Raw genomic sequence first — 26,069 nt, 5'->3', positions numbered from 1 at the left:
GGTCCGCAGGGCCTGGCACGGCCCTCGCGGCGTCGTCGCCTCACCCGGGCACACGTCCCGTACGCGGATGAGGCTCCGCGTCCGCGAGGCGCCGCACCGGGCCCTGCGGCCTGGTCCGGACTGCCCCGGACGACACCCCCGGGTCGGACCCCGAGTCGGTCGTTTGAATCCGAACGGTATGAGCCGGGGTCTGGCCCCGCAAGGGGGTGACGACAAGAATTTATCCACCTGGACAGGTATTGACCAGGGTCCAACGGCTTCCTATGTTGTTTGAAGCCAAACGAGTCAGGGAGGCGGCTTCGCATCCCTTTGGCCGAGGGGCCCGCTCCGACATCGGTCGGGCCCCTCTCTTCCCCCATCTCACCCTGCTCAGGCGCCCGTATCCCCAGGAGGACCGGCCATGAAGGTCGTCGTCGACATGATCAAGTGCCAGGACCACGGCCAGTGCGTCTTCGCCGCCCCCGACGTCTTCTCGATGGACGACGCCGGCCACCTCGCCTACGTCTCCGATGTGGACGAGGCGCTGCGCGACGAGGTCGAGGAAGCCGCCGACGTGTGCCCGCTCCAGGCCATCCGGATCGAGGGCTGAGGGCCATGACCGGACGCGTAGTCGTCGCGGGCGCCTCGATGGGCGGCCTGCGCGCCGCCGAACAACTGCGCGCGGCGGGCTGGACCGGCGCCGTCACGGTCGTCGGCGACGAGCCGCACATGCCCTACAACCGGCCGCCGCTCTCCAAGGAAGTCCTCGCGGGCAAAGCCCCGTTCGAGTCCCTCGTCTTCACCCCGAAGGCCGCCGCGGCCGACGTCGAGTGGCGGCTCGGGACACGGGTCACCGGCGCCCGCCTCGACGAGCGGGTCGTCGAACTCGCCGACGGCGAACTGCTGTCGTACGACGGACTGGTCGTCGCCACCGGGATGCGCCCCCGCCGGCTCCGGTGCCCCGGCCCGCTCGTCGGACGCCACACCGTCCGCACCCTCGCCGACGCCCAGATCCTGCGCGACGCGCTGATCCGGCCCGGAGCACGGGTGGTCGTCGTCGGCGCCGGATTCATCGGCTGCGAGGTCGCCGCCACCGCCGTCGGGCTCGGAGCGGGAGAGGTCACGGTCGTCGACCCGCTGCCGCTGCCCATGGCGGGACCGCTCGGCGATCTGCTGGGCGGCGCGCTGCTCAAGCGGCACGAGGAGCGCGGGGTGCGCTTCGCGCTCGGAGCGGGAGTCGCCGGGTTCGAGGGCGACCAGCGGGTCACCGGAGTCGTCCTCGGCGACGGAACGGTGCTCCCGGCCGACGTGGTCGTGGAGTCGGTCGGCTCGGTCGCCAACACCGAGTGGCTGGACGGCAACGGCCTCGACCTGTCCGACGGCGTCCTCACCGACGAGCACCTGCGCGTCGGCGGACGGCCCGAGGTCGTCGCGGTCGGCGACGTCGCCCGCTTCCCCAACGCCCGCTACGACGGCGTACCCCGCCGGGTCGAGCACTGGTCCATCCCGACCGACACCGCCAAGCACGCCGCCAAGGTCCTCGCCGCCCATCTCGGCGGCACCGAAGCCCGGCCGGCCCCCTTCGCGCCGCTGCCCACCTTCTGGAGCGACCAGCACGAGTTCCGGCTCCAGTCGTTCGGCTCGCCCCTGCTCGGCAAGGACGACGTACGGATCCTGGACGGCGACCCGGACGGCGACGTCGTGGTCGGCTACCACACCGACGGCCGGCTGATCGGCGTCGTGGCCCTCGGCGGCCAGTCCGCCGCGATGCGCGCCGCGCGCTACCGCGCCGAACTGCTGAAGCAGCCCGCCCTCACCGCGTAACGAAGCGTAAGGAATCCCCGCTATGTCCCCTGTCCGTGGCTACTTCCACCCCAAGACGGCGACCGGTTCCTCGTCGCTGATCCCGTCGCCGCCGTGGCGCTACTCCGGCGACCTGCTCACCGTCGAGTACCGCACGGACCCCGCCCGCGTACGCGAACTCCTGCCCGAGCCGCTGGAACTGGCGGACGAGGACCCGGGCGCGGTCGCGCTGATCTGGGCCGACTGGCAGTCCTGCTCCACCTCCGCCGAGGAACTGCTCGATCCCGTCCGCGCCCAGTACAAGGAGGCCTTCGCGGTCGTCCGCTGCAAGTACCGGGGACAGACCTACACCCGCTGCGTCTACATCTGGGTCGACAAGGACTTCGCCATCGCCCGCGGACTCCACCAGGGCTACCCGAAGAAGCTCGGCTCGATCCACCAGACCCGCCCGCACCCCTACGGCCCGGCCCCGCGCATCGAGGCCGGCGCCCGCTTCGGCGCCACCCTCGCCGCCGCCGACCGGCGTCTCGCCGAGGCCGTGGTGACCCTGCGGGAGCCGTCCGAGACCAACGGCTTCGTCAACGGCCACCCCATGGCCCACCACCGCTGGCTGCCCTCCGTCGAGAAGGGCAAGGGCCTCGCGCTCGACGAACTGATCGAGACCGGCGCCGCCTCCTTCGAGGGCGGACAGCCCTGGGTCGGCGACGCGGACCTGACCCTGTTCGAGGCGCCCACCGAGGAACTGGCCCGCCTGGAGATCCGCGAGCCGATCGCCGCCTACTACCGGCAGGTCGGCGTCGTCTGGGACGGCGGACGCCTCCTGGAGTCCGGCACCTCCGGCGCCGAGTGACCCTGACCACCTTATCCACCACAGGACTTGGAGTCCGGACATGACCGAGCACACCCTCACGGTGGCCGGGGTCGCCGTCGACACCCGGCACTGGATCGGCGGCGAACGCGTCGCCTCCGCCGAGACGTTCACCGATGTCTCGCCGATCGACGGAAGCGTCATCGGTGAGATCTCCCGCGGCACCGAGGCCGAGGCCGCCGCCGCGGTGGCCGCCGCGAAGGCCGCCTTCCCCGCCTGGGCCGCCACCCCGGTCGCCGAACGCGCCCGCCTGCTGCACGCGATCGCGGACGGCGTGGAGAAGCGGATCGAGGACCTGGCGATCGTCGAGACCACCGACAACGGCGCTCTGCTGCGCTCGCACCGCCGGGGCGTGATGCCGCGCGTCGCCCACAACTTCCGCTTCTTCGCCGACTGGCTCCTGAACCTGGAGCACGGGGACTTCGAGACCCGCGGCCACACCAACCACGTGTCCTGGGACCCGGCGGGCCCCTCGGTGCTCATCACCCCGTGGAACGCGCCGCTGATGCTGTCGACCTGGAAGGTCGCCCCGGCCCTCGCCGCCGGCAACACGGTCGTCCTCAAGCCCGCCGAGTGGACCCCGCTGACCGCGTCCCTGCTCGCGGACATCGCCGCCGAGGCCGGACTGCCCGCCGGCGTCCTCAACATCGTCCAGGGCTACGGCTCCGAGATCGGTGACGCCCTCACCTCGCACCCCGACGTGCGCCGCATCAGCTTCACCGGTTCCGTGCCGACGGCCAAGCGGATCACCGCGTCGGCGGCCGCGAACCTCACCCCGCTCAGCCTCGAACTCGGCGGCAAGTCACCCCTGCTGGTCTTCGCGGACGCCGACCTCGACCTCGCCGTCGACCTCGCCGTCGAGCAGTACGACAACGCGGGCCAGGTCTGCCTCGCCGCGACCCGCATCCTGGTCGAGGAGTCCGTCGCGGAGGAGTTCACCCGCCGGTTCGCGGAGAAGGCCGCGACGATCGTGCAGGGCGACCCGCGCGACGAGGCCACCGACATCGGCCCCAACATCCACGAGCGGCAGCTGGAGAAGATCGACGGCTTCGTGCGCCGCGCCCTCGACGCGGGCGCCCGCGCGGTCGTCGGCGGCCACCGGGGAGAGGGCCAGTACTACGCCCCGACCCTGCTCACCGACGTCGCCCAGGACTCCGAGATCGTCCAGGAGGAGGTCTTCGGTCCCGTCCTGACCCTCCAGACCTTCACCACCGAGGACGAGGCCGTTCAGCTCGCCAACGACACCCGCTTCGGGCTCGCCGCCACCCTCGCCACCGGCGACCGCGACCGGGCCGCCCGCGTCACCGAACGGCTCGTCGCGGGCACGGTCTGGGTCAACTGCTTCTTCGTGCGCGACCTCCAGGCCCCCTTCGGCGGCTCCCGGCACTCCGGCGTCGGCCGCGAGGGCGGCACCTGGAGCTTCGACTTCTACTGCGACCTGAAGAACACCGTCACCGCCCCGAAGGGATGGAAGGACCATGGGTGAGATCGTCGGGGCGGGACTCCTCGCCCACGTCCCCACCATCGTGCTCCCCGAGGAGATCCGGCTGGAGCTGAACGAGGGCAAGGAGATCACCCTCGTCACCGGCCTGGAGGAGCTGCGCAAGGAGGTCTTCGAGCGCGACGACTACGACACCGTCGTGGTCCTCGACTCGCACTGGGCGACCACCGTCGAGTTCGTCGCCACCGCGCAGGACCGCAGGGCCGGCCTGTTCACCTCCGAGGAACTGCCGCGCGGCATGAGCCGGATGCCGTACGACTATCCGGGCGACCCCGAACTCGCCCACAACATCGCGAGGTTCGCCGACAAGCACGGCACCTGGATCACCGCGATCGACGACGCGTACCTGCCGGTCTACTACGCCACCATCAACCTCTGGAAGTTCCTCGGCGAGGGGCTGCCCGACAAGCGGTGGGTGACCATCGGGGTGTGCCAGACCGGCGACATGGAGGACCACCTCCGTCTCGGCCGCGCCCTCGCCGACGGCATCGCCGCCACCCCCGGCCGCCGGGTGCTGCTGATCGCCTCCGGCGCCCTCTCGCACACCTTCTGGCCACTGCGCGAACTGCGCGACCACGAGTCCAGCGACCCGGCGCACATCTTCACGCCCGAGGCGCGCGAGGCCGACCTGGAGCGCATCGCCTGGTTCAAGGAGGGCCGCCACGACAAGGTCCTCGACACCATGGACGAGTTCTGGAAGTACAAGCCCGAGGCGAAGTTCTTCCACTACCTGATGATGGCCGGCGCCCTCGGCGAAGGGGCCTGCGTCGCCACGGCCCGCCAGTACGGCGCGTACGAGAACTCCATCGGTACCGGCCAGGTCCACCTCTGGTTCGACCGTCCGGCCGGCGGCTGGACCGGCGCGGGGACCCCCGCGGCGCCCGCACCCCACAACCCGCACCGTCGAGCCTAGAAAGGCACCTCCATGCCCGAGTACCGCCGCATCCTCCTGGACGGCGCCGCCGTCCAGGTCACCGTCGACGGGGACGAACTCGTCGCCGGTGACGGCCGCCGCGTCAAGACGGAGGAGGCCCACCACCTGCCCCCGGTCGTCCCCTCCAAGGTGATCGCCGTCCACCTCAACCACCAGAGCCGCGTCGACGAGTTCGGCATCGAACTCCCGCCCACGCCCACGTACTTCCACAAGCCGACCTCGGCCCTCAACTCCCACAAGGGCGCCATCGTCCGCCCCGAGGGCTGCAAGTGGCTCAACTACGAGGGCGAGGTCGCCATCGTCATCGGGAGGACCGCGCGGAACATCTCCCCGGAAGAGGCGGGGGAGTACATCGCGGGCTACACCGTCGCCAACGACTACGGCCTGCACGACTTCCGGGACACCGACGCCGGCTCCATGCTCCGCGTCAAGGGCTCCGACACCCTCTGCCCGCTCGGCCCCGGCCTGGTCACCGACTGGGACTTCCGCGGCAAGAGCCTGCGCACCTACGTCAACGGCGAGGTGGTCCAGGACGGTTCGACCGACGAGATGCAGTGGGACATGCACTACCTCGTCGCCGACATCGCCCGCACCATCACCCTCCACCCCGGCGACGTGCTGCTGTCGGGCACCCCGGCCAACTCCCGCCCCGTACAGCCCGGTGACGTCGTCGAGGTCGAGGTCGAGGGCCTCGGGCGGCTCACCAACCACATCGTGACCGGCCCGACCGCGATCCGCACCGACGTCGGCGCCCAGCCCACCGAGTCCGAAGAGGTCCTGTCCACCGCGCTCGGCGGGGACTGGGAGTTCCGCGGCATCCGCCCGCCCCGGCGCTGATGTCCACCGCACGAGGGCGCCGCGCCGGGCAGGACGGCACGAGCCGCCCGGCGCGGCGCTCCACGACACGGCGCGCCGAGCCCGGCACCGGCGCGCCCGCGGGGCCCGTGCCGGTCCGCGCCGGGGGCCGTGAGCAGGCGGGTAGGGTCGGGGCCATGACCGAAACCGCCGAGACTCCTGAGGGCCGCAAGCCGCGCCGGCGCATGAACTACGGGGAGGGCCGCGAAGCCCTGCTCAACGCCGCCGTGCGGGTCGTGGCCCGGGGCGGGCTGCGCCGGCTCACCTACCGGGCCGTGGCGGAGGAGGCCGGCACCACGCACGGTCTCGTGGTGCACCACTTCGGTTCCCGGGACGCCCTCATCGAGGAGGCGGTCGCCCACGCGATCCGCACCTCCCTGAACACCAGCGCGCTCGAACCCGGCACCGGCAAGGTCGAGGACTTCTCGGTGGGCGTCTCCGAGATGGTCACGGCCGACCCGGACATCCAGTCGTTCCAGTACGAGCTGCTGCTGGAGGCCAGGCGCCGTCCCGAACTGCTCCCGCATCTGCGCGCGCTGTACGACGAGTACTTCGACGCCACCGGACGGGAACTGTCCCGCATGCTGCCCGACGGTGCCGGGCAGCCGCTCACCCGGCTCGTCTTCGCCGCCCTCGACGGCCTGGTGCTGCACCAGCTCGTCTTCGGCGGCCCCGAGATCACCGACGCCGCCGTCGAGGAGCTGCGCTCGCTGCTCCGGCTGCTGCAGGACCGGTCGGACACCGGCGCCGAGAGTCGGGACTGACGCTCTGACCTGCGCGTTCCATGGCCCCGGACGGCTGCCGTCCGGGGCTTTGCGCATTCGGTGCCGGGAAACCGGGCTCAGGCCCTTGTCAAACGGATAGTTCCAGCCCAGTATGAGGCAACTCGTTTGGCCTGAAACGAATCCCTCTTTCCTCACTGGCAGGTGATCCGAGTGGACAGTCAGACCGCGGTCGTGAACCAGACCGCGCCCGACGCCCCCACGGCAGGCAGGCTCAAGCCCAATTCGCTCGGCGTTCTGGGCATTCTCTTCTTCGTCCTCTCCGCCCAGGCGCCGCTGACCGGCGTCGCGGGTGCCGTGCCCATCGCCGTCGGCGTGGGCAACGGCGCGGGGGCGCCCGCCGCCTACGTGGTGGCGGGCCTGATCACACTGCTCTTCTCCGTCGGCTTCGTGGCGATGGGCCGGCACGTCGTGGACGCCGGCGCCTTCTACACGTACATCGGCAAGGGCCTCGGCCGGACGGTCGGCACCGGCAGCGCCGGGGTCGCGCTGTTCGCGTACTGCGCGATACAGGCGGCCATGTACGGCCTGTACGGGGCGACCGTCAACGGCCTGCTCGCGCACTACACCGGGGTGGACGTGCCCTGGTGGGCCTGTGCCCTGGTCACGATGGTGATCGTCCAGGTGCTCGGAAGCGCGGGCATCGAGATGGGCGCGAAGGTGCTGGCCGTCTTCGTCCTGGCGGAGTTCAGCATCCTGAGCGTCTTCGCGCTGGTCACCTTCTTCAAGGGGGGCGGGCCCGAGGGGCTGGCCTTCACCGAGTCCTTCTCCCCGAGCGCGGCGTTCGACGGCGCTCCGGGCGTGGCGCTGATGTTCGCCGTGGCGTCGATGATCGGCTTCGAGGCCACCGCGATCTACGGCGAGGAGGCGCGCGAACCCCGCAAGACCGTCCCGCGGGCCACCTACGCGGCCGTCGCCTTCGTCACCGGCTTCTTCGGCTTCGCCTCCTGGATGCTGGTCTCCTCCTACGGCCCCTCGAAGGTGACCGGGGCGGCGGGCAAGGCCCTGGAGAGCGGCGACTCGACGGGCTTCGTCTTCGCGCCCATCGCCGACCTGTTCGGCACCTGGGTCAACGACGTCCTGCCCGTCCTGCTGGCCACCTCCCTCTTCGCCGGCATCCTCGCCTTCCACAACTCCGCCAACCGCTACCTGTTCTCGCTCAGCCGCGACGGACTGCTGCCCAAGGCGCTGTCGTCGATCAACAGCCGCCACTCGCCCAGCGTGGCCGGCCGGGTCCAGACGGCCGTCGCGGTCCTGCTGGTCGTCCCGTTCGCGCTGGCCGGCGAGGACCCGGTGCTGACCCTGTTCTCGTGGGGCAGTGGCGTGGCCGTCCTCGGCATCATGGCGCTGTACCTGATGACCTCGGTCTCCGTGGTGGTCTTCTTCCGCCGCGAGCGCCTGGACACCCGGCCGTGGAACACCCTGATCGCCCCCTCCCTGGGAGCCCTCGGTGTGGCCGGGGCGATCTGGCTGATCGTCCAGAACTTCACCACGCTCATCGGCGGTGAGAGCAGTACGGCCCTCGTGCTCGAACTGATCGTCCCGGCCGTCCTCGTCCTGGGCGTCGTGGCCGCACGGCTCACCCGCGACAAGGCCGGTTCCGCCGGCGGCTGACACGCGCCGGGCCGGTCAGCCGGCCCGGTCCGCCGTCCGGCGGAGGAAGCCGTCGACCAGTCGGCGGGCGTTCGTCCGGGCCATGGGCTCCATGGCCCGGCTCCGCTCCAGCAGCTCGCCGGGGTCCACGCCGTGGCGGACGCACTGCTCCGCGCCGCCCGCCTCGATCCAGCCGCTCACCATCGCGGTGGTGATCTCCGGGTGGAACTGCACGCCCAGGCCGTGCGCGGTCTCGAAGGCCTGGACGCACACCTCGTTGCGGGCCACCTCCTTGGCGCCCGGCGGCAGGACACAGCGGTCGAAGTGCCACTGGAACCAGGGGCCCGGCCCCACCAGGGACGGGTCGTCCGTGGCGACCTCGACCCAGCCGATCTCGGGGCGCGGCGACGCCTCCACCCGGCCGCCGAGCGCGGTGGTCAGCGCCTGGGCGCCGAAGCAGACGCCGAGCACCGGGACGCCGAGCCGGTCGGCCTCGCGCAGGAGGGCCAGCTCGCCGTCGATCCAGGAACCGACGGCCGCCCGGTCGTACACCGACCACGGGGCGCCGAGCGACACGATCAGGTCCCAGTCGCCGGCCTCGGGGAAGACGAACTCGACGTCCGGGGCGTGATGGCGGTGCTCGGGCACGACCGTCAGGACGGTGAGGTCGTACCCGCGCTCCTCGAGCCGGGCTCCGACCAGCCCCGGCTCAGTCACGTGGTCGTGCTGGACGACGAGTGCGCGCACGTGGCGCTCCCTTCCCCGCGGGGTCCGCGGCCTGCCGAATCGATGACAGGAGCCCTTGCCCCCGCTCGGCGCCCACTCTATCGTTTGGATTCAAATGAGATTCTGGAGGTCCCCGCACGATGGACATCACCCATGAGGAATGGCTGCTCCGGGCCAAGTCCCTGGACCTTTCCGGTGCCCATCACATCGACGGCGCCGACGAGGACGGCTCGGGAGCGGCCTTCGACGCCGTCTCGCCCCGCGACGGCCAGGTGCTCACCCGGGTCGCCGACGCCGGCACCGCCGAGGTGGACGCGGCCGTCGCCGCCGCCCGCCGCGCCTTCGACACCGGCCCCTGGCCGCGCCTCTCGCCCGCCGAGCGAGGCGCGACACTGCTGCGCGTCGCCGACCTCCTCCAGGAGCGCCGCGCCGATCTCGCGCTCACCGTCAGCCTGGAGATGGGAAAGCCCGTCACCGACGCGTACGAGATCGAACTGCGCGCCCTGATCAACACCTTCCGCTGGTACGGACAACTGGCCGACAAGGTCACCGACGAGTCGCCGCACACCGCCGCGGACGCGCTCGCCCTGGTCACCCGGGAACCGGCCGGAGTCGTCGGCGCCGTCGTGCCGTGGAACTTCCCCCTCACCCTCGCCGGCTGGAAGGTCGCCCCCGCGCTCGCCGCCGGCTGCACGGTCGTCCTCAAGCCCTCCGAGAACTCGCCCCTGTCCGCGCTCCTCCTGGGCCGGATCGCCACCGAGGCCGGACTGCCGCCGGGCGTCCTCAACGTCGTCGGCGGCACCGGACCGGTCGCGGGCCGGGCGATCGGGCTCCACCCGGACGTCGACGTCCTCGCCTTCACCGGCTCCACCGCCGTCGGCCGCCACTTCCTGCGCTACGCCGCCGACTCCAACCTCAAGCGTGTATGGCTCGAACTGGGCGGCAAGTCACCGAACATCATCCTTCCCGACGCCCCGGACCTGGAGAAGGCCGCCGCCACCGCCGCCTGGGGCATCTTCTTCAACCAGGGCGAGATGTGCACCGCCCCCTCCCGGCTCCTCGTGCACACCTCGATCGCCGAACAGGTCACCGAGGCGGTCGTACGGCGGGCACGCGAACTGCGGATCGGCGACCCCCTCGACCCGTCCACCGAGATGGGCGCCCTCGTCGGCGAAGCGCACCTCGGCCGTGTACGGGAGCACATCGCCGACGGGCTCGCCGAGGGCGCCCGGCTGCGCACCGGCGGCTCCCGCACCCTCGCCGAGACCGGCGGCAGCTACCTGGAACCGACCGTCTTCGACCGGGTGGACCCCGGCGCGAGGCTCGCCCGGGAGGAGATCTTCGGCCCGGTCCTGTCGGTCCTCACGTTCGACGACCTGGACGAGGCCGTACGGCTGGCCAACGACACCGAGTACGGCCTCGCCGCGGGCCTGTGGACCTCCGACCTCTCCACCGCGCACCGGGTCTCCCGCGCCCTGAGGGCCGGCACGGTCTGGGTCAACTGCTACGAGGAGGGCGACCTGACCGTCCCCTTCGGCGGCATGAAGCAGTCGGGCAACGGCCGCGACAAGTCGGCCCACGCCCTGGAGAAGTACACCGAACTCAAGACCACCTGGATCCAGTTGTGACGCGCCCCCTGATCGCCGTCCCCGCCCGCTTCTCCGCGACGACCTCCGCCCTGCGGTACGCTGCCGAGGTCAACGCCCGCGCGCTGATCGAGGCGGTGTGGCGGGCCGGCGGTGAACCGGCGACCGTCCACCCGGCCGACCCCGCCGTCACGGACGTCACCGGACGCCTCGCCCGTTTCGACGGCGTCCTGCTCCCCGGCGGTGGCGACCTCGCTCCCCACCGCTACGGAGCCGCCGACACCCACGACAGCGTCTACGACGTCGACGACCTCCAGGACGCCTTCGACCTCGAAGTCGCCCGTCGGACACTGGGCTTGGGCCTTCCGTTGCTGGCCGTCTGCCGCGGCCTGCAAGTCGTCAACGTGGCCCTCGGCGGCACCCTGGAACAGGACATGGGCGGCCCCGAACGCGAACACCGGCACGTCGTGCACCCGGTGGCCGTCGAGCGCGGGACCCTGCTGGAACGGGCCACCGGCGCCCAGAAGGTGGAGGCTTCCTGCTACCACCACCAGCGGGTCGAGCGTCTCGGCTCGGGTCTGGCGGTCGCCGCACGCGCGGCGGACGGGACCGTCGAGGCTCTCGAACTCCCTTCCACGGAAGGGTGGTTCACCGCGGTGCAGTGGCACCCGGAGGACACCGCGCACGAGGATCCCGCGCAGCAGGCCCTGTTCGACGCGCTGGTCGGCGCGGCACGCGACGGACGCTGATCCCCCGCGGGGCTGTTGTGCGGTCGTGGCTCATGGTCCCGGAGACCGGGACCATGAGCCACGGACTTTCGCCCGTCGGCCTTGCCGGCCCTAGGGAGTGTTTCGAAAGTAGCGTCGTCAGCCCTTCGCCCGTCGGCCGCTGCGGCGGGGTGCCGGTTCGGCGCCGTCGAGGAGGGTGAGGCGGCGTTCCTCGCCCTCCTCCTCGACCTGGCGCACGACCTGGCGCAGCCCTTCGGCGACGGTGTGGCACTCCTCGCCGCTGAGCCGTGAGGCGACGAACGCCTCTTCCTCGTTGAAGCGCGGGAACAGGCGCTGCATCAGTGCCTCGCCCTCGTCGGTGAGGCTGAGCAGCTTGAGCCGGCCGTCGGAGGGATGGCCGGCCCGTGTCATCAGCCCCCGTCCCTCCAGGGTCCGCGAGACACCGGTGAGCGTGCCCTTGGAGATGCCGGCCTCCTCGGCGACGTACCGGGTCTCCGTCTCGCCCCAGACCCAGACCACCCAGAGCACGACGAAGGACGTCCAGGTCAGATCGGCGTCGCGCAGGACCGAGTTCTCGAGGTGCTGACGGACGGCGGAAGCGGCACGGTAGATGTTCGCGACGACCGCCATCTGCTCGCGGTGTATCGGTATGCCGCCCAGCTTCGCAGCCGCCAGCTTTTCCGCTTCGGTGATGGACCGATGGCCGGGCACGGGCACGCTCCCTTGATCGTTCGGACCCAAATTGTACGGGACGGGCTCCCGGTCCCGGCTCGTCGGTTCGTTCGGGGTACGGGCTCGCAGGCGCTCCGACCGAGCCGACAGCCGATGGGGAGATGACGTGGCCGGGGTCCGCGGAGCGCAACTCCGGGCCCGGGCATACCGAAAGCCGGGCCGTCGAGTTCACGCCGCGACCGCCGGCCGGACGCCCATGTCCGAAAAGCGCGAACGTGCCCGGACGCGCACGTTTTGCGGTCGGCGAATCCTTGCCATGGCGAGGACTTGCCACCGCCCGGCCTTCACGTCCGCCCGAACCGGCCGATAGACCCGTGGCATGTCTTCCCCCTCTCAGCCTTCCGCCGTTCGGCGCAGGCGCCGGCGGCTCCTGTCCGTCGCTACCGCGTTGCCGTTGCTGGCGTCGGGGCTTGCACTTCTGCAAGCACCCGCACAAGCCGCTCCGAGCAGGCCCGCGGTGCCCGCCAAGCCCTCGGCGACCCACAAGGTCACCCTGGTCACCGGCGACGTCGTCACCGTCACCACGATGGCCGACGGCAAGCAGACCGCCGCCGTAAACCGTCCGGACAGCGCCGTCGGGGGCGTGAAGATCCAGGAGGTCAAGGGCGATCTGTTCGTCATCCCGGACGAGGCGGCTCCGCTGCTGGGCACGAAGAAGCTGGACCGGCGGTTGTTCAACGTCACCGACCTGATCGAGATGGGCTACGACGACGCGAAGTCGGCCACGGTGCCGCTGATCGCGGCGTACGCCGCGTCGAAGTCCCGCACCGCCGCCGAGCCGGTGGCCCCGCGCGGCAGCAAGCTGACCCGTAGGCTCAAGGGCATCCGCGGTGCCGCGCTGAGCACCGAGAAGCGGCACGCCCGCACCTTCTGGACCACCGTCGCGCCGCAGGGCGGCGCGAAGTTGGGCGCGGGCGTCTCGAAACTGTGGCTCGACGGCCGGGTGAAGGCGAGTCTGAAAGAGAGCGTGCCGCTGATCGGCGCGCCCGAGGCATGGAAGGACGGCTACACCGGCAAGGGCGTCAAGGTCGCGGTGCTCGACACCGGCATCGACGTCAACCACCCAGACCTCGCCGGCGCGATCGACGGCACGACCAGCTTCGTGCCGGGTGAGGGCGTCACCGACATCAACGGCCACGGCACGCATGTGGCCGGCACGATCGTCGGCTCCGGCGCCGCCTCCGCGGGCGACTACAAGGGCGTCGCCCCCGGCGCCGACCTGTTCGTCGGCAAGGTGCTCGGCGGCGCGGAGGGCTACGGCCAGGATTCCTGGGTCATGGCCGGCATGCAGTGGGCGGCCGAGTCCGGTGCGGACGTCGTCAACATGAGTCTCGGCGACTCCTACCCGACGGACGGAAGCGACCCGATGTCGCAGACGGTCGACACGCTGTCCGAGCAGTACGGCACACTGTTCGTCATCGCCGCCGGCAACGCGGGTCCGGAGAGCATCTCCGCCCCGGGCGCGGCCGCCTCGGCGCTGACTGTTGCAGCCACCGACAAACAGGACCGGCTCGCTTCCTTCTCCAGCACCGGCCCGCTGGCCTACTCCGGCGGCATGAAGCCGGACATCGCGGCACCCGGCGTGGACATCACCGCGGCCCGCTCACAGGACATGACCGACGGTGGCGAGGGCCCCTACCGCACGCTCAGCGGCACCTCGATGGCCACCCCGCACGTGGTCGGTGCTGCGGCGATCCTGGCCCAGCAGCACCCGGACTGGACCGGCGCGCAGCTCAAGGAACACCTGATGAGCACCGCGAAGGGCTTGGACGACGGGTACTCGCCGTACGAGGTCGGTACCGGCCGTGTCGACGTGGCCGCCGCCGTGCGCACCACGGTCCACGGCACCGGATCGCTCTTCTTCGGCAACTACACGTGGCCGCACGAGCCGAGCGACACCGCCGTCACCAAGGACCTGACCTACACCAACACCGGCTCCGCCGACGTCACGCTCAGGCTGGCGCTGACCGACGGCGGTGGCCCGTTCACGCTCGGAGCCACCGAGGTGACCGTCCCGGCGGGCGGTACCGCCGCCGTCCCGGTGACCGGTGACCCACAAGGCGCCTCGGCAGGCCGGCACGTCGGCTACGTGACAGGCACCGACGAGGCCACCGGGAAGCCGGTGACCCGCACGTCCGTGGCGCTGCTCAAGGAGGAGGAGCGCTACGACCTGAACATCAAGCTGGTCGGCCGGGACGGCAAGCCCGCCTCCGGCTGGGTCGGCATCAACCTGGCCGGCGACGCCTGGCCGTGGAACGTCTACGTCGACGGCTCGACCACCATGCGCATGGCGCCCGGCCTGTACACCGTCGCGGGGTACCTCGACGTGGCCGGCGAGAAGGCGGACCGTTCGGGTCTGGCCGTGCTGGTCGACCCGGAGACCGTTCTCGAGGACGGCCCGGCGGACGTGGTGCTGGACGCGAGCAAGGCACGTCTGCTGCGGACCGAGGCGCCGCAGCGCACCGAGGACCGCCAGCGCAAGGTCGACTTCAACGTCCACTACAAGGGCTTCGACCCGTACCTGGACTACCGCAGCGCGTACGTGCTGCCGCCGATGTACGACGACGTCTACGTCGCGCCGACGGAGTCGATGAAGCAGGGCGATTTCATCCTGACCACCCACTGGCGCAAGGGCGAACCGTTGCTCAGCCTGAGCACGTCGGGTGACCGGCTCCGGTTCGACACACTGGTGCAGGCGGGCAGTGCCCTGGGAACCACCACGAACACGCTGGGTGTCGTCTACGCCGGCGATGGTGCGGCGGCCGCGTACGAGAAGGTCAGGGCCAAGGGCAAGATCGTCGTCGTCGACCGCAGCGACGAGGTCTCGCCGCAGGAGCGCACCGAGGCCGCGGTCGCGGCCGGCGCCAAGGCGCTGATCGTGGTCAACGACGGTGCCGGTGCTCTGATGGAGTACGTCGGCGAGTCGGCCATCCCGGTCGCCAGCGTGCACCGCGACGCGGGCAGGACCCTCGTCTCGATGGCCAAGGCCGGCGTCTTCGAGCTGACCGTGAAGCAGACCGAGTACACGCCGTTCGTCTACGACCTCACCCGGGACTACCGCGGCCGGGTGCCGGACCGGGCCCTGGTCTACAAGCCGGCCAAGGGCGACCTCGCGCGGATCGACGCCCGCTACTACTCGGCCACGGACGGTGGGGCGGCGGAAGGCTACCGGTCCGACTTCACCCTCAGCCCGTCGTTCAACCTCCCCGAGAGCGAATGGCACCCGGGCACCCGCACCGAATGGGTGACTCCGGGCCAGGACTGGAGGGAGTTCCACACGCAGGGTGTCGACGGTGCCCTGCCGTGGTCGATGGTGTCCGGCGACAACACGTACGCCAAGGGCAGCACCACCCGTCTGGACTGGTTCGCCCCGGCGACCCGGCCAGGCCAGAGCGAATCCTTCGGTGTGTACAACTCCCGCTGGCAGAACTACATGACCTGGAACGTGCAGGCGTGGGCCTCCGCGAGCGACACCATGCGGCTGGGCGGCTACCTCCCGTGGGGTGAGACGCCGTCCCACCTGCAGGTCTTCCAGGGCGACACGCTGATCCACGACAACCCGGTCAGCGGAGACATGCAGTGGGAGGAGGTGCCGGCGGGCAACCTGCCCTACCGCGCCGTCCTCGACGCGGAGCGGCCCGGTGACGTCTTCCGGCTGTCGACGCGCACCCACACCGAGTGGACGTTCATGTCCGGCACCGTCGACTCGGACACCTTCGAGCCGTTCTCGGTGCTGAACCTGGACTACAAGCTGGAGTCGGACCTGCACGGCGACGTCAGGGCCGACGCGACCCAGCGGATCGCGCTCAAGCCGGTGTCGATGGACCTCGGCACCGTGCCGGGCAGGGTCACCACGGTGAAGCTGGATGTCTCGTACGACGACGGCGCCACCTGGCAGAAGGTGGCCCTGGCCAAGGGCGCCGACGGCTACTGGAAGGGGTCGTTCAGGACGGCGAAGAAGCGCGGAGGCTTCATCTCCGTCCGCGCGAGTACCGGGACGGACCGCGGCTTCAGCGTCAAGAACGAGATCATCAGGGCGTACGGTCTGCGATGAACCGTACCGGCGGGCCCCGGGGAGGCGAATCCCCGGGGCCTTTCCCGTCACACCCGCTCCCAGCAGGGGCTACTCAGGGTCTGCCGCCATGGCGCATACTCTCCCCGCTGCGGCAAGCGGAAGGAGAACGGTCGCCGATGCTGGATGTCCTGGGCCTCGAACCCGATGACGAGCGCGTCTACCGGGCGCTGGTCAAACGGCCGACCTCCACCGCGACGCTCCTGTCGGATCTGCTCGCCGTGCCGCGGGCCCACGTCGACAAGGCCTTGTCCCGACTGGTCGAGTGGGGACTGGCGATCGGGACGGCGGACGAGCGGTTCACCGCCGCGCCACCGGCCGTGGCGTTCGGCGCGCTCATCACTCAGCGCCGGGACGGGCTGCGGATGGCCGAGCAGGCGCTGGTGGCCCTCGCCGAGGAACACCGGGCGGCGATGACCGGGAACAGCATCGACGATCTGATCGAAGTCGTCACGGGCCGTGACGCCATCCGCCATCGCTTCCTCCAGGTGCAGCAGGCGGCCCGCACGCAGGTCCGCACCTTCATCACCGCGCCCTTCCTCGCCGTCCCGCCCGACGAGAACACGGCCGAACCCATGGCCATCGGCCGTGGCGTGCACTTCCGGGCAGTGCTGGACCGGGCCGTTCTGGCAGAGCCGGGCATCATCGCCGATGCCGTCGATTCCCTGCGCAACGGCGTGCTCCTGCGTGTCGCCGACCGACTGCCGATGAAGCTCGTGCTGGCCGACGCCGACCTCGGCCTGGTCCCGCTCGCTGTCACACCGGCCGGAGAGCCGGGAGCCGTACTGCTGCACCGCAGCGGCCTGTTGGACGCGTTGGACGCGCTGTTCGAGACGGTATGGCGCACCGCCCACCCGCTCGAACTGTCGGGCGCCGGCACCGAAGCCGACAGCACCGTCGAAGTCGGTGTGGAAGGTCCTACCGACCTCGACCGGAGGATTCTCGCGCTTCTGCTGGCCGGCCTGACCGACCAGACGACCGCCGCACAGCTGGGCGTGTCCCCGCGCACGCTGCATCGACGCCTGCGCCACCTCATGGACATGGCCGGAGTCCGTACCCGGATGCAGCTCGGCGGCCACGCGGTCCGGCACGGCTGGGCGGAGCCACTGCCGGGACCGACGCGCTGAGCCTCGACCCGTCTGCCGCAACGTACCTGGCGGTGCAGGAGTCCAGGTCCTGCACCGGCCGGAAGGCGGTCAAGGCGGCATGTCGACGGCAGCCGAGGAAGCTTCGGCAAGGGGTGGCGTGCGGCGACGGTCTGCCCTCGGAGGCGGTTCTGCGGCAGCCGCGGCAGGCGACGTGAGTGCACCGTTCAGCGCTGCCTGCTTCATCTCGCTCGTCAGCACCGTGGTGCGGGGGCCGTCGACCCCGGGAAGGGACGCCGATTGCCGGATGACGGATGCTGTGGGCGAACAGGAGTGTCTCTGCCGTCCTGACCGGAGGCGCGGGCCATGACAAGATCTCTGGCGGCACTCGCCCCATGAGCGCGCGGCCGTGTTCCGCCCACCTGGGTGTCCAGGTCGTCGACGGGGACCTGAGGCTGCTGCGACTGAATCTCTCCGGCCCGGGAGTCCGCGGTGCCATAGGGCAGGAGGATGTCGGCCGGCATATCCACGACGTCGCGCCAGGCCTGGTCGACGAAGGGATCGAGCAAAAGCTCCGCCATGTGGTCGAGAGCGGCAAGCCCCTGAGCTTCCTGCACAGCGGTCGCCCTCCCGCCGATCCGGCCCACGAGCACGTCTACTCCGTGACCCTGCTGCCCCTCAGGGACTCGGCCGACCGCGCTGTCGGGGCTCTCGTGGCTTCCCAGGACGTGACCGAGGGGGACCGAGCCCGGGCACGCCTGGACCTCCTGATGGAGGCAGGTGCCCGGATCGGCACCACGCTCGACGTCCGCACCACCGCTCCGGCAGCGGCCGGGAGCGCCGGCCCGTCATCTGCGGCCCAGGTCCTGCGTCAGATCTTGAGCAGTGATCCGCGTCGTGCCCTGGCGGACAGCTGCGACACGTTCATCCGTGCCGGTGAACTCGTCGATGACGAGGGTTTCCTTCTGCTGTTGGTCCGCACGCGGGTGCTGTCCGCGGACCGGGTGGCGGCCTGGACCCTCCCACCGGACCCGGCGGTCGTCACTCGCGCCCGCGCCATGAGCCGCCGGCAACTCGCCGACTGGGGCCTGGACGACCTGGACTTCTCCACCGAACTGATCGTCAGCGAGCTTGTCACCAACGCCATACGCCACGGAACCGGGCCCGTCGACCTTCGCCTCATCCGCGATCGCGGGCTGATCTGCGAGGTCAGTGACGGCAGCAGCACCGCCCCTCATCTGCGGTACGCCTACGAGACCGACGAAGGCGGCCGTGGTCTCTTCCTGATCGCCCGGATCGCCCGCCGGTGGGGCACCCGCTACTCCGCCCGGAGAAAGACCATCTGGACCGAACAGGTCGTCCCCGCCCTCACCACGGCCGGGCACCGAAGCGCTACCGTGGCCCCTCGGCCCGCGGCAGGGTCAGACCTTGCCGCCGAAGAAGACCTGTACCTCCCGGATCAGCCCGTCGCGCACCGTGATCGCCTCGACATTGCGATGACGTTCGCCCGTGGTGAGCTCGTATTCATAGTGGGCGAAGACGACTTCTTGATCCGCGGGGGTCACGTGCAGCAGTCGCTGCTCCGTGAGCCGGTCGGCGGTGGGGAAGCACCGTTCGAAGAAGGCCGCCTTGTCGATGTGGTCGTCCTGCGGGCTGGTGAAGGTGAAGTCGTCGGCGTAGAGGGGGAGAGCCGCTTCGCGATCCTGCGACCGATAGTGGCGGAACGCCGCCTCGACGACGTGTGCCGGAGTGTCATCCATTCGATGTCCCTCGGTCGGAGCCGGACGGTGCGCCAGGTGCGCCGCAGTCGCCGAATCCGTCGAGCCTCCGCTGCTGCGGCTGCACCGCACGGTACCGCGCGATGACCTGGCCGCGCGCACCGAGACAGGCCTCCTCGCGGCATGCGTGCCCGGTCCGTTTCCCGATGCCGTCATCGATTCCGCCCCGGAGATCTGCCGCAGTCGGTAGGGGAGCCCCTGCATCGCCGCTCCGTCCGGCCGCTCAGAGGTGGTCGTCCAGCAGCTTCCGTACCTCGGCGGTGGTCATGGGCCCCGTGGTGTGTGCCACCGCCTCTCCGTCCTTCAGCAGGACGCAGGACGGGGCTCCGGTGATCCCGTAGAGCTTGGTCGTGTCCGGACAGCGCGTGATGTCGGTGCGGACGGCCGTCAGGCGGCCGGCGTACTCGTCGGCGACGGCGCCCACGACGAGGTCCATCGCCCGGCAGGGCTCGACGGCCTTGGGCCAGGTCCCGGTGAAGTACGCGAGGACCGGGACCGCGCTCATCCTGAGGACGAAGTCGAACTCCGCGTCCTCACGGGGTCGGTGGACCCGCTTCACCATGAAGGCTCCTGACCTCGCGTTCCGTCGTTCCCTGCCCATCCTCCCCCGTGCGGTGAGGTCACCTGGTCAGGGGTTCGCCGCGATCGCGGCGCGGCACTGGCCGAGGAGGCGTCGCAGCGTGTCGCGGTCCGCCGGGGCGAGGGCGTCGTACATGCGCTGTTCGACCGCGCCGGCGGCGGAGTCCGCGAGGCCGATCAGGCGCTGTCCCTCGTCGGAGAGCCGGTTGGGCCGGCTGTTGCGGTTCCAGTCGTCCTGCTCGCGTACGACCAGGCCTTTGGCCTCCAGGGTCTTCAGCGTGGCCGCCGACGCCTGAGGGGTGACCAGGCACGCCCTGGCGATGCCCGCACCGCTGATCCCGGGGTTGTCGCGAAGTGCCAACAGGGCGGCGTACTGGGCCACCGTGAGGCCCATTGACCGCAGGGCCTCGGTCTTCGCCGTCATGAACGCGATCTCCGTGGCCTTGATGTCGTACCCGAGCCGTTCGCCCACCGTCAGTGCCATGTGCTCAGCTTACGGCCCTTGAGCGACATCAAGCTCTTGATAGTGTTCAAGGTATGAATACTGCTTTGGTGACAGGCGCCGCCTCCGGGCTCGGGCGCGAGATCGCGCTGGACCTGGCGCGGCGTGGCTGGAGGCTGGTGCTGCCCGTGCGCACCGCGGCGCGAGCGCACGACGTGGTGGCGGCCGCGGGGGTGATGGGGGCGCCCGAGCCGCTGGTCGTCGAGTGTGACCTGTCCGACCACGTGGCGGTCCGGCGGATGTGCCGCACCGTCGCCGGGGAGGGCCGGTTGGACCTCGTGGTGAACAACGCCGCGGTCGGCGGCGGAGCCGACCCCACCCTCAGGGAGACCAATGCCGCGGGGGTCGAGCTGCGGATGGCGGTGAACGCGATCACGCCGCACCTGATCGCCCGGGAGCTGTCCGGCGCGCTGACCCCCGCGGGGCGGATCGTGCAGGTGGGCAGCATGGGGCAGTTGCCGCTCGACCTGGACGATCTGAACCACGAGCGCGACTACGCCGGGATCCAGGCCTACTGCCGCAGCAAGGTCGCGCTGGTGATGTCCGCGATCGAGCTGGCGCGGGGCGGTGTTCCGGTGAACGTCGTCCACCCGGCACGGGAGATGCCCACCCCCATGGTCCTCGAGGGAGGATTCCCCGTCGTCTCGACGCTCGACGACGGGGCACTGGCGGTCCTTCGGGTGGCCCTCGACTCCGAGCTGGCCGGTGTGCGCGGCGCGTACTTCCACCGGTTCGAGCGCGCACAGCCCCATGAGCAGGCCCTCGACGCCCACGCGCGGGGCCGCGTGGTGGCCTGGATCGAGGACCGGGCGGCGTGACGGCGCATCCCTGCCGTCGTGCGGCGGGCCGCCGGAGCCCCGGAAAGTCCCCGCCTTGACTGAACCTGACAAGGTTCGGTAGTACTTCATTATGAAGCACGTAACTAATTCGGACGAGCTCGCCCGTGACGCGGACGGGCTGCTCCACGACCCCCAAGTCCGCGCGTCGATGGCCGAGTTCGCGGCAGGGGACGACATCCTCCGCCTGGAGGCGGCGGCCGCCGCGCGTGCCGCGCACAGGTCCGTCGAACGGCTTCGCGCACACGGCTCGGAAGGCCGTGGCCTCAGCGCCGGAGCCGTCGACGTCCTGATCCGGCTGCGCACCCTCGGGGAGGCCGGCGCGCACCTCGGCGACCTCGCGCGCTCCGCGGGCATGACGGCCCGCAACGCCACCGGCCTGGTCGACACGCTCGAAAGCCAGGGACTCGTACGACGCGACCCCGACCCCGCGGACCGCCGGTCCGTCCTCGCCCGCATCACCCCGGCCGGTCTGACGTGGCTGGAGGAGTTCCGGGCGCCGACGCAAAGGGCGATGGCGGCGCTGTTCCACGGATTCACCGACACCGAACTCCACCAGCTCCGCCACCTGTGCCTGCGCCTCGTGCAGAACCAGCAGCGCATCGCCGCCCACCTCGCCGCAGCCGAAGGGATCACCCCCGCATGACGAGGACCACGACCTCGACCACGACACGCGCCGCCGTCCGCGCCTACCACCAGGCCCGGTTCCGCGGCGACGTCCCCGCCGCCGTTCGAACCCTCGCCGAGCCCTTCCGCTTCCAGAGCCCCTTGCTGACCTCCGACAGCCCGCACGGCCATCTCGGCGGGCTGGACGCCTTCCTGGGGATCGTGAGCGGCGTCGATCTGGTCAGCGAACTGTACGGCGAGAGCGAGGCCACCCTGCTCTACGACGTCCACACCTCGGTCCCGGCCGTCGGGACCCAGCGCACGGCCGAGCACTTTCACCTCACCGACGGCCGGATCGACACCATCCGCCTCATCTTCGACGCCACTCCCTGGCACGCCGTCATGCGGGCGGTCACCCCGTCCTGACACCGACCACGGCCCGGTCCGCCGGAGCCCTGCGGCCGGGCACGTTCCGGCGACGAGGGGGCCGAGGGAACTCACCGGGGGCGAGCGGCGAAGGAGGAGTGAAAGCCCAAGCCTTCGAAGCATGTTCCCTTGAACGAGAGGAGCCCCGATGACCGTCGAACCAGGCGTCCGCACGGGGGCGGAGAGCGATGCCTCGGTGATTGCGCGGTCCCGGGACGCACCCGAAGCGTTCGCCGTGCTCTTCGACCGGTACGCGGATGAGGTGCACCGCTATCTGGCCCGCAGGCTCGGTGGCGAGCCGGCCGACGACCTCATGGCGGAGACCTTCACCACCGCTTTTCAGCAGCGGCACCGGTACGACCCCTCGCGGGCCACGGGTGACGGCGCCCGGCCCTGGCTGTTCGGCATAGCGACCAATCTGGTCGGCCGGCACCGGCGGGCCGAAGGGCGCCGTTTCAGGGCCATGGCCCGCATCCCGGCTCCGGCCGATCACGAGGAGCCGCTGGCCGACCGTGCCGCGGCCCGGGTGGGGGCACAGGCCGTACGCCGCGAGCTGGCGGCGGGACTGGCCGCACTGTCCGCACGGCACCGGGACGTGCTGCTGCTGGTGGCGTGGGGCGGTCTCGGCTACGAGGAGGTGGCCCAGGCCCTCGGCGTCCCCGTCGGCACGGTCAGATCACGGTTGCACCGGGCGCGAGGCAAGTTGCGCGAAGCGTTGGGCGGATCCGATCCCACGACACTGCGAGAGGTACCCGGCCATGACTGACGAACTCGAACTTCTGCGGGACTGGGACGCGGACGCCGCCCCGCTCACCGACCCGGCCCGGGCGGAGGCCCGCCACCGGCTGCTCAACACGATTGCGCGCGCGCAGCGGCACTCCGACGCGGCGCCCGGCCGTCGCCACGTGCTCCGGCTCGCGACCGCCGCGGTGGTCGCCGTGGCGGTCACCGGAACGGCGGTACTGGTCACCGAGGGCGGCGACGGAGGAGGCCGTTCCGGCCGCGCACCGGGCACGGCGAGCCCGAGGATGGGCAACGTCAGCGCCGTGACCGTGCTGAACGGGGCGGCGGCGCGGACGGGCAGGAACGAGAGGCCCGTGGCACCGCGCGACGACCAGTTCATCTACTCGAAGCGGATCATCAAGGAGACGGAACGCGGGACCGGCGCGGTCAAGACCTACGAGGACGTGAACTGGGACTCGGTGGACGGCTCCAAGCGCTCCTTGACCATGGAACTCGGCCGGGTGATCTGGGAAGCGCCCATGAAGAAGGGCGAGGGCGTGTGGCCGCCCCGGAAGTGGAGCGAGCTGAAGGAGTTGCCCACCGACCCGGAGAAACTCATTCCGGTCATCACCGACGTCGGATCGTCCAGCAGGTCGACGAGCGACTTCACCGCGCAGGACTGGTTCGACGCCTACTTCATGCTCGGTGAGCTCCTGAAGTGGCCGGTGCTGCCTGAGGGGCTGCGTCCCGCCGCGTACAAGGCGCTGGCCCTGGTGCCCGGTGTCGAGGCGGTCCCGGGAGTGAAGGACTCCGCCGGGCGGACCGGGGTGGGGATCTCCTGCCCCAAGAGCCCGTTCGGTAAGGGCAAGTACCTCATCTTCGACCCGAAGTCCTATGAATTCCTGGGCTTCCGCGACGAACGGACCTCGGCGTCCGGCGACAAGACGTACATCCAGCTGTCACACGTGGTGGACTGGGCGATCGTCGACCGGATGAAGCAGCGCCCGTAGCCCGCTGTCCCGTTCGGGTGCGGTCGTCGTCGGTACGGAAGCGTGGAAGTGCCCTCCTGGTCCGGGATCCCGGACCAGGAGGGCACTTCCACGGCGGGGGCACGACCTCTTTCCCGGGGCTCGTGCCGGTCGTGGACGGCAGCCCGTGCCGTGGATCGTCCGGCGGAAGTGGTTCCGCCGATGAGTTCACCGTTCTCCGACGGTCTACCCGGTGACACGACCGTTCCCGACAGGAGAGCCATGTCCACCATCCAGCCAGTGATCATCACTGCCGACCAGGACGTCCTGCTCGGCTTCTACACGCAATTGTTCGGCGCCGAGGAGATCTTCCGGGTACCGGCGGAAGGCCCGGTCTTCTACCGCGGCCTGCGCATCGGCGACACCGACCTCGGGCTGGTGGCCAAGGCGGAGGCGGAGACGGGGGCGGCACCGCGGATCGTGCTCAGCATCGGTGTCGACGACGTCGACGAGACGCTCGGCCGGGTGGCGGCGCTGGGCGGCTCGGTCCACGGCGGCCCCAACGACATGGCCTGGGGGCAACGCGTCGCCCACATCAAGGACCCCGACGGCAACCCGGTGAACCTCACCCAGCCGATCCCGGCCCGGTGACATCGGTCCGGGACATTTTTCCGGGCGATGTAGAGAGCGGCTCGGCGACTCCGTTCATAGGGCGAGTGCGTCACACTGGGCGCGCCGACGATCAAGGAGTTCACGTGCCGAAGTTCCTGCTGATGGTCAACCACGACGGTGGAGAGTTCGAGCAGCCCATGGACGAGTGGGCCCCCGGGGACATCGCGGCGCACTTCGACTACTACGCGGCGCTGACCGAGGAGTTGGTCGCGAGTGGCGAGATGGTGCAGTTCACGGGGCTGGCCGACCCGCGGCTGGCCAGGATCGTGCGCTCGGACGGCGCTGCCGCACCCGTGGTGACCGACGGGCCGTTCCCGGAGTCCAAGGAAGTGCTGGCCGGGTTCAACGTCGTCGACGTGGAGTCCGAGGCCCGCGCCCTGGAGATCGCGGCCCGGATCTCGGCGGTGCCCGGCCCCGGCGGCGTTCCGACGCGGCAACCGGTCGAGGTGCGCCGGGTGATGGACGCCGTCGCCTTCGACCTGTGACCGGCGGACCCGGTGTCGAGGACCTGCTGCGCTCGCTGGCGCCGCAGGTCCTCGGCCTGCTCGCCCGGCGGCAGGGGGACTTCGACGCGTGTGAGGACGCGGTACAGGAAGCGCTGATCGCCGCCGCCCGGCACTGGCCCGTCCACGGGATACCGGAGAATCCGCGCGGCTGGCTGCTGCTGACCGCCACGCGCCGCCACACGGACCAGGTGCGCAGCGAGGCGGCGCGACGGCAGCGCGAGGAACGAGTGGCACGGGAGCCGGCCCCGGCCGAGGGGCCGGCCGGCGACGACACCCTGGCGCTGCTGTTCATGTGCTGCCATCCCGCACTCACACCCGCCTCTGCGATCGCCCTGACCCTGCGGGCGGTCGGCGGACTGACGACCGCCGAGATCGCGGCCGCCTACCTGGTGCCCGAGGCGACGATGGCGCAGCGCATCAGCCGGGCCAAGCAGCGCCTGAAGGCGTCGTCGGTGGTGTTCGAGGTGCCGGTGCCGGGCGCACCGGACCGGTCGGCGCGGCTTCGCTCCGTACTGCACGTGCTGTACCTGCTGTTCAACGAGGGCTACACCGCCTCCGCGGGTCCGCTGCTGCACCGCGCGGACCTGTCGGGAGAGGCCGTCCGGCTGGCCCGTCAACTGCACCGGATCCTGCCGGCCGAGGGCGAGGTGGCCGGTCTGCTGGCCCTGATGCTGCTGACCGAGGCCCGCCGGCCCGCACGCACCGGCCCGCACGGTGAGCTGATCCCCCTGGCCGAGCAGGACCGCACGCGCTGGAACCGCCGCCTGATCCGGGAAGGCGCCACGCTCCTCAACGGCACGTTCGCCCACAGGGGACCTCCCGGCGAATACCGGTTGCAGGCCGCCATCGCGGCCGTCCACGACGGCGCGGCCCGTGCCGAGGACACCGACTGGCCGCAGATCCACGGCCTGTACGAGCTGCTCGAGCACGTGACGGCCAGTCCGCTGGTCACCCTCAACCGGGCGGTCGCCCTCGCGATGGTCGACGGTCCGGCCGCCGCCCTGGCGCTGCTCGACCGGCTCGACGCGCGGGACCGCAGCCCCCTCGAGGGTCATCACCGGACGCACGCGGTGCGGGCCCACCTGCTGGAGATGGCCGGAGACCCGGTGCGGGCCCTGTACCACTACCGCGAGGCGGCAGCCCTCACCACCAGCATCCCCGAGCAGCGCTACCTCACGACCAGGGCCGCCCGGCTGGGCCTGGCGCGTGCCCCGGCTCGCTGATGTAAT

General features: G+C 71.2%; 25 protein-coding genes and 2 pseudogenes. 22 read left to right on the top strand and 5 right to left on the bottom strand.

Translation table 11 applies throughout. The features are described from left to right. The first annotated feature begins 400 nt into the window (after positions 1–400). From CW362_RS17685 to CW362_RS17650, 8 genes are all read left to right on the top strand, one after another. Positions 401–589, top strand: coding sequence for a ferredoxin (locus CW362_RS17685; RefSeq protein ID WP_037622194.1), 189 nt, complete (start codon positions 401–403; stop codon positions 587–589). 5 nt (positions 590–594) lie between these two features. Next, on the top strand, positions 595–1,803 hold the full coding sequence (locus tag CW362_RS17680; protein WP_103550443.1) for an NAD(P)/FAD-dependent oxidoreductase: 1,209 nt from the start codon (positions 595–597) through the stop codon (positions 1,801–1,803). Between the two features lie 22 nt (positions 1,804–1,825). Beyond that, on the top strand, positions 1,826–2,632 hold the full coding sequence (locus CW362_RS17675) for an acetoacetate decarboxylase family protein (protein ID WP_103550442.1): 807 nt from the start codon (positions 1,826–1,828) through the stop codon (positions 2,630–2,632). A 40-nt stretch (positions 2,633–2,672) separates the two neighbouring features. Beyond that, complete coding sequence (locus CW362_RS17670) at positions 2,673–4,136, top strand: aldehyde dehydrogenase (protein ID WP_103550441.1); 1,464 nt, start codon at positions 2,673–2,675, stop codon at positions 4,134–4,136. Then, entirely contained in the window at positions 4,129–5,064 is a 936-nt protein-coding gene (locus tag CW362_RS17665; RefSeq protein WP_103550440.1) for a 3,4-dihydroxyphenylacetate 2,3-dioxygenase, read from the top strand. The genes CW362_RS17670 and CW362_RS17665 overlap by 8 nt, the downstream gene beginning before the upstream one ends. Positions 5,065–5,076: 12 nt before the next feature. Beyond that, complete coding sequence (locus CW362_RS17660; protein ID WP_103550439.1) at positions 5,077–5,922, top strand: fumarylacetoacetate hydrolase family protein; 846 nt, start codon at positions 5,077–5,079, stop codon at positions 5,920–5,922. A 155-nt stretch (positions 5,923–6,077) separates the two neighbouring features. Further along, on the top strand, positions 6,078–6,704 hold the full coding sequence (locus CW362_RS17655; protein WP_103550457.1) for a TetR/AcrR family transcriptional regulator: 627 nt from the start codon (positions 6,078–6,080) through the stop codon (positions 6,702–6,704). Between the two features lie 171 nt (positions 6,705–6,875). Continuing rightward, positions 6,876–8,336: an APC family permease gene (locus CW362_RS17650; protein WP_103550438.1), complete on the top strand. Its 1,461-nt coding sequence runs from the start codon at positions 6,876–6,878 to the stop codon at positions 8,334–8,336. A 15-nt stretch (positions 8,337–8,351) separates the two neighbouring features. Here the strand turns inward: CW362_RS17650 and CW362_RS17645 are convergent, their stop codons facing one another. Next, a complete protein-coding gene (locus CW362_RS17645; RefSeq protein WP_103550437.1) occupies positions 8,352–9,062 on the bottom strand; it encodes a type 1 glutamine amidotransferase in 711 nt (236 codons plus the stop codon). Between the two features lie 119 nt (positions 9,063–9,181). Here CW362_RS17645 and CW362_RS17640 point away from each other — a divergent pair, with 119 nt between their 5' ends. Both CW362_RS17640 and CW362_RS17635 read left to right on the top strand, forming a co-directional pair. Beyond that, positions 9,182–10,669 (top strand): aldehyde dehydrogenase, encoded by a 1,488-nt coding sequence (locus CW362_RS17640; protein ID WP_103550436.1) that lies wholly within the window; start codon positions 9,182–9,184, stop codon positions 10,667–10,669. Beyond that, complete coding sequence (locus tag CW362_RS17635) at positions 10,666–11,376, top strand: gamma-glutamyl-gamma-aminobutyrate hydrolase family protein (RefSeq protein ID WP_103550435.1); 711 nt, start codon at positions 10,666–10,668, stop codon at positions 11,374–11,376. Before CW362_RS17640 ends, CW362_RS17635 begins: the two co-directional genes overlap by 4 nt. A 117-nt stretch (positions 11,377–11,493) precedes the next feature. Here CW362_RS17635 and CW362_RS17630 read toward each other — a convergent pair whose 3' ends face one another. Further along, on the bottom strand, positions 11,494–12,066 hold the full coding sequence (locus CW362_RS17630) for a MarR family winged helix-turn-helix transcriptional regulator (RefSeq protein ID WP_103550434.1): 573 nt from the start codon (positions 12,064–12,066) through the stop codon (positions 11,494–11,496). A gap of 478 nt (positions 12,067–12,544) precedes the next feature. On the opposite strand from CW362_RS17630, the gene CW362_RS17625 reads away from it, so the two are divergent. From CW362_RS17625 to CW362_RS44535, 4 genes and pseudogenes are all read left to right on the top strand, one after another. Further along, complete coding sequence (locus tag CW362_RS17625) at positions 12,545–16,141, top strand: S8 family serine peptidase (RefSeq protein WP_240657846.1); 3,597 nt, start codon at positions 12,545–12,547, stop codon at positions 16,139–16,141. A gap of 137 nt (positions 16,142–16,278) precedes the next feature. After that, a complete protein-coding gene (locus CW362_RS17620) occupies positions 16,279–17,286 on the top strand; it encodes a helix-turn-helix domain-containing protein (protein WP_103550432.1) in 1,008 nt (335 codons plus the stop codon). A gap of 272 nt (positions 17,287–17,558) precedes the next feature. Next, positions 17,559–17,969 (top strand): annotated as a pseudogene (locus CW362_RS44540) (PAS domain-containing protein); the annotation flags it as partial. 240 nt (positions 17,970–18,209) lie between these two features. Beyond that, positions 18,210–18,608 (top strand): annotated as a pseudogene (locus CW362_RS44535) (ATP-binding protein); the annotation flags it as partial. 57 nt (positions 18,609–18,665) lie between these two features. On the opposite strand, the gene CW362_RS45475 reads toward CW362_RS44535, so the two are convergent. From CW362_RS45475 to CW362_RS17590, 3 genes are all read right to left on the bottom strand, one after another. After that, a complete protein-coding gene (locus tag CW362_RS45475) occupies positions 18,666–19,004 on the bottom strand; it encodes a nuclear transport factor 2 family protein (RefSeq protein ID WP_103550456.1) in 339 nt (112 codons plus the stop codon). 241 nt (positions 19,005–19,245) lie between these two features. Further along, positions 19,246–19,584 (bottom strand): thioredoxin family protein, encoded by a 339-nt coding sequence (locus CW362_RS17595; RefSeq protein WP_103550430.1) that lies wholly within the window; start codon positions 19,582–19,584, stop codon positions 19,246–19,248. A gap of 66 nt (positions 19,585–19,650) precedes the next feature. Further along, positions 19,651–20,085, bottom strand: coding sequence for a MarR family winged helix-turn-helix transcriptional regulator (locus tag CW362_RS17590; protein ID WP_240657845.1), 435 nt, complete (start codon positions 20,083–20,085; stop codon positions 19,651–19,653). 53 nt (positions 20,086–20,138) lie between these two features. Between CW362_RS17590 and CW362_RS17585 the strand changes: the two genes are divergently transcribed. From CW362_RS17585 to CW362_RS17550, 8 genes are all read left to right on the top strand, one after another. Then, positions 20,139–20,921, top strand: a complete 783-nt coding sequence (locus CW362_RS17585) for an SDR family NAD(P)-dependent oxidoreductase (RefSeq protein WP_103550429.1) — start codon at positions 20,139–20,141, stop codon at positions 20,919–20,921. A gap of 91 nt (positions 20,922–21,012) precedes the next feature. After that, positions 21,013–21,585, top strand: a complete 573-nt coding sequence (locus CW362_RS17580; protein WP_103550428.1) for a MarR family winged helix-turn-helix transcriptional regulator — start codon at positions 21,013–21,015, stop codon at positions 21,583–21,585. Then, entirely contained in the window at positions 21,582–21,971 is a 390-nt protein-coding gene (locus CW362_RS17575) for a nuclear transport factor 2-like protein (protein WP_103550427.1), read from the top strand. The genes CW362_RS17580 and CW362_RS17575 overlap by 4 nt, the downstream gene beginning before the upstream one ends. 148 nt (positions 21,972–22,119) lie before the next feature. Beyond that, a complete protein-coding gene (locus tag CW362_RS17570) occupies positions 22,120–22,737 on the top strand; it encodes an RNA polymerase sigma factor (protein ID WP_103550426.1) in 618 nt (205 codons plus the stop codon). Then, positions 22,730–23,704 (top strand): CU044_5270 family protein, encoded by a 975-nt coding sequence (locus tag CW362_RS17565; RefSeq protein WP_103550425.1) that lies wholly within the window; start codon positions 22,730–22,732, stop codon positions 23,702–23,704. The genes CW362_RS17570 and CW362_RS17565 overlap by 8 nt, the downstream gene beginning before the upstream one ends. Positions 23,705–23,944: 240 nt before the next feature. Next, on the top strand, positions 23,945–24,313 hold the full coding sequence (locus tag CW362_RS17560; RefSeq protein ID WP_103550424.1) for a VOC family protein: 369 nt from the start codon (positions 23,945–23,947) through the stop codon (positions 24,311–24,313). 104 nt (positions 24,314–24,417) lie between these two features. Further along, entirely contained in the window at positions 24,418–24,819 is a 402-nt protein-coding gene (locus CW362_RS17555; RefSeq protein ID WP_103550423.1) for a YciI family protein, read from the top strand. After that, a complete protein-coding gene (locus CW362_RS17550; RefSeq protein WP_103550422.1) occupies positions 24,816–26,063 on the top strand; it encodes an RNA polymerase sigma factor in 1,248 nt (415 codons plus the stop codon). Before CW362_RS17555 ends, CW362_RS17550 begins: the two co-directional genes overlap by 4 nt. Positions 26,064–26,069: the final 6 nt, after the last annotated feature.

It is taken from the genome of Streptomyces populi (genome assembly GCF_002911015.1).
GTDB classification, from domain to species: domain Bacteria; phylum Actinomycetota; class Actinomycetes; order Streptomycetales; family Streptomycetaceae; genus Streptomyces; species Streptomyces populi.
The sequence above is the reverse complement of the archived record's forward strand: the minus strand, read 5'-3'. Positions and strand labels throughout refer to the sequence as shown.

Excerpts from the sequence above, each read along its gene's own strand:
- CW362_RS17685 (WP_037622194.1), top strand. The coding sequence starts at position 401 with ATGAAGGTCGTCGTCGACATGATCAAGTGCCAGGACCACGGCCAGTGC.
- CW362_RS17680 (WP_103550443.1), top strand. The coding sequence starts at position 595 with ATGACCGGACGCGTAGTCGTCGCGGGCGCCTCGATGGGCGGCCTGCGC.
- CW362_RS17675 (WP_103550442.1), top strand. The coding sequence starts at position 1,826 with ATGTCCCCTGTCCGTGGCTACTTCCACCCCAAGACGGCGACCGGTTCC.
- CW362_RS17670 (WP_103550441.1), top strand. The coding sequence starts at position 2,673 with ATGACCGAGCACACCCTCACGGTGGCCGGGGTCGCCGTCGACACCCGG.
- CW362_RS17665 (WP_103550440.1), top strand. The coding sequence starts at position 4,129 with ATGGGTGAGATCGTCGGGGCGGGACTCCTCGCCCACGTCCCCACCATC.
- CW362_RS17660 (WP_103550439.1), top strand. The coding sequence starts at position 5,077 with ATGCCCGAGTACCGCCGCATCCTCCTGGACGGCGCCGCCGTCCAGGTC.
- CW362_RS17655 (WP_103550457.1), top strand. The coding sequence starts at position 6,078 with ATGACCGAAACCGCCGAGACTCCTGAGGGCCGCAAGCCGCGCCGGCGC.
- CW362_RS17640 (WP_103550436.1), top strand. The coding sequence starts at position 9,182 with ATGGACATCACCCATGAGGAATGGCTGCTCCGGGCCAAGTCCCTGGAC.
- CW362_RS17620 (WP_103550432.1), top strand. The coding sequence starts at position 16,279 with ATGCTGGATGTCCTGGGCCTCGAACCCGATGACGAGCGCGTCTACCGG.
- CW362_RS45475 (WP_103550456.1), bottom strand. The coding sequence starts at position 19,004 with ATGGATGACACTCCGGCACACGTCGTCGAGGCGGCGTTCCGCCACTAT.
- CW362_RS17595 (WP_103550430.1), bottom strand. The coding sequence starts at position 19,584 with ATGGTGAAGCGGGTCCACCGACCCCGTGAGGACGCGGAGTTCGACTTC.
- CW362_RS17590 (WP_240657845.1), bottom strand. The coding sequence starts at position 20,085 with ATGGCACTGACGGTGGGCGAACGGCTCGGGTACGACATCAAGGCCACG.
- CW362_RS17585 (WP_103550429.1), top strand. The coding sequence starts at position 20,139 with ATGAATACTGCTTTGGTGACAGGCGCCGCCTCCGGGCTCGGGCGCGAG.
- CW362_RS17580 (WP_103550428.1), top strand. The coding sequence starts at position 21,013 with ATGAAGCACGTAACTAATTCGGACGAGCTCGCCCGTGACGCGGACGGG.
- CW362_RS17575 (WP_103550427.1), top strand. The coding sequence starts at position 21,582 with ATGACGAGGACCACGACCTCGACCACGACACGCGCCGCCGTCCGCGCC.
- CW362_RS17570 (WP_103550426.1), top strand. The coding sequence starts at position 22,120 with ATGACCGTCGAACCAGGCGTCCGCACGGGGGCGGAGAGCGATGCCTCG.
- CW362_RS17565 (WP_103550425.1), top strand. The coding sequence starts at position 22,730 with ATGACTGACGAACTCGAACTTCTGCGGGACTGGGACGCGGACGCCGCC.
- CW362_RS17560 (WP_103550424.1), top strand. The coding sequence starts at position 23,945 with ATGTCCACCATCCAGCCAGTGATCATCACTGCCGACCAGGACGTCCTG.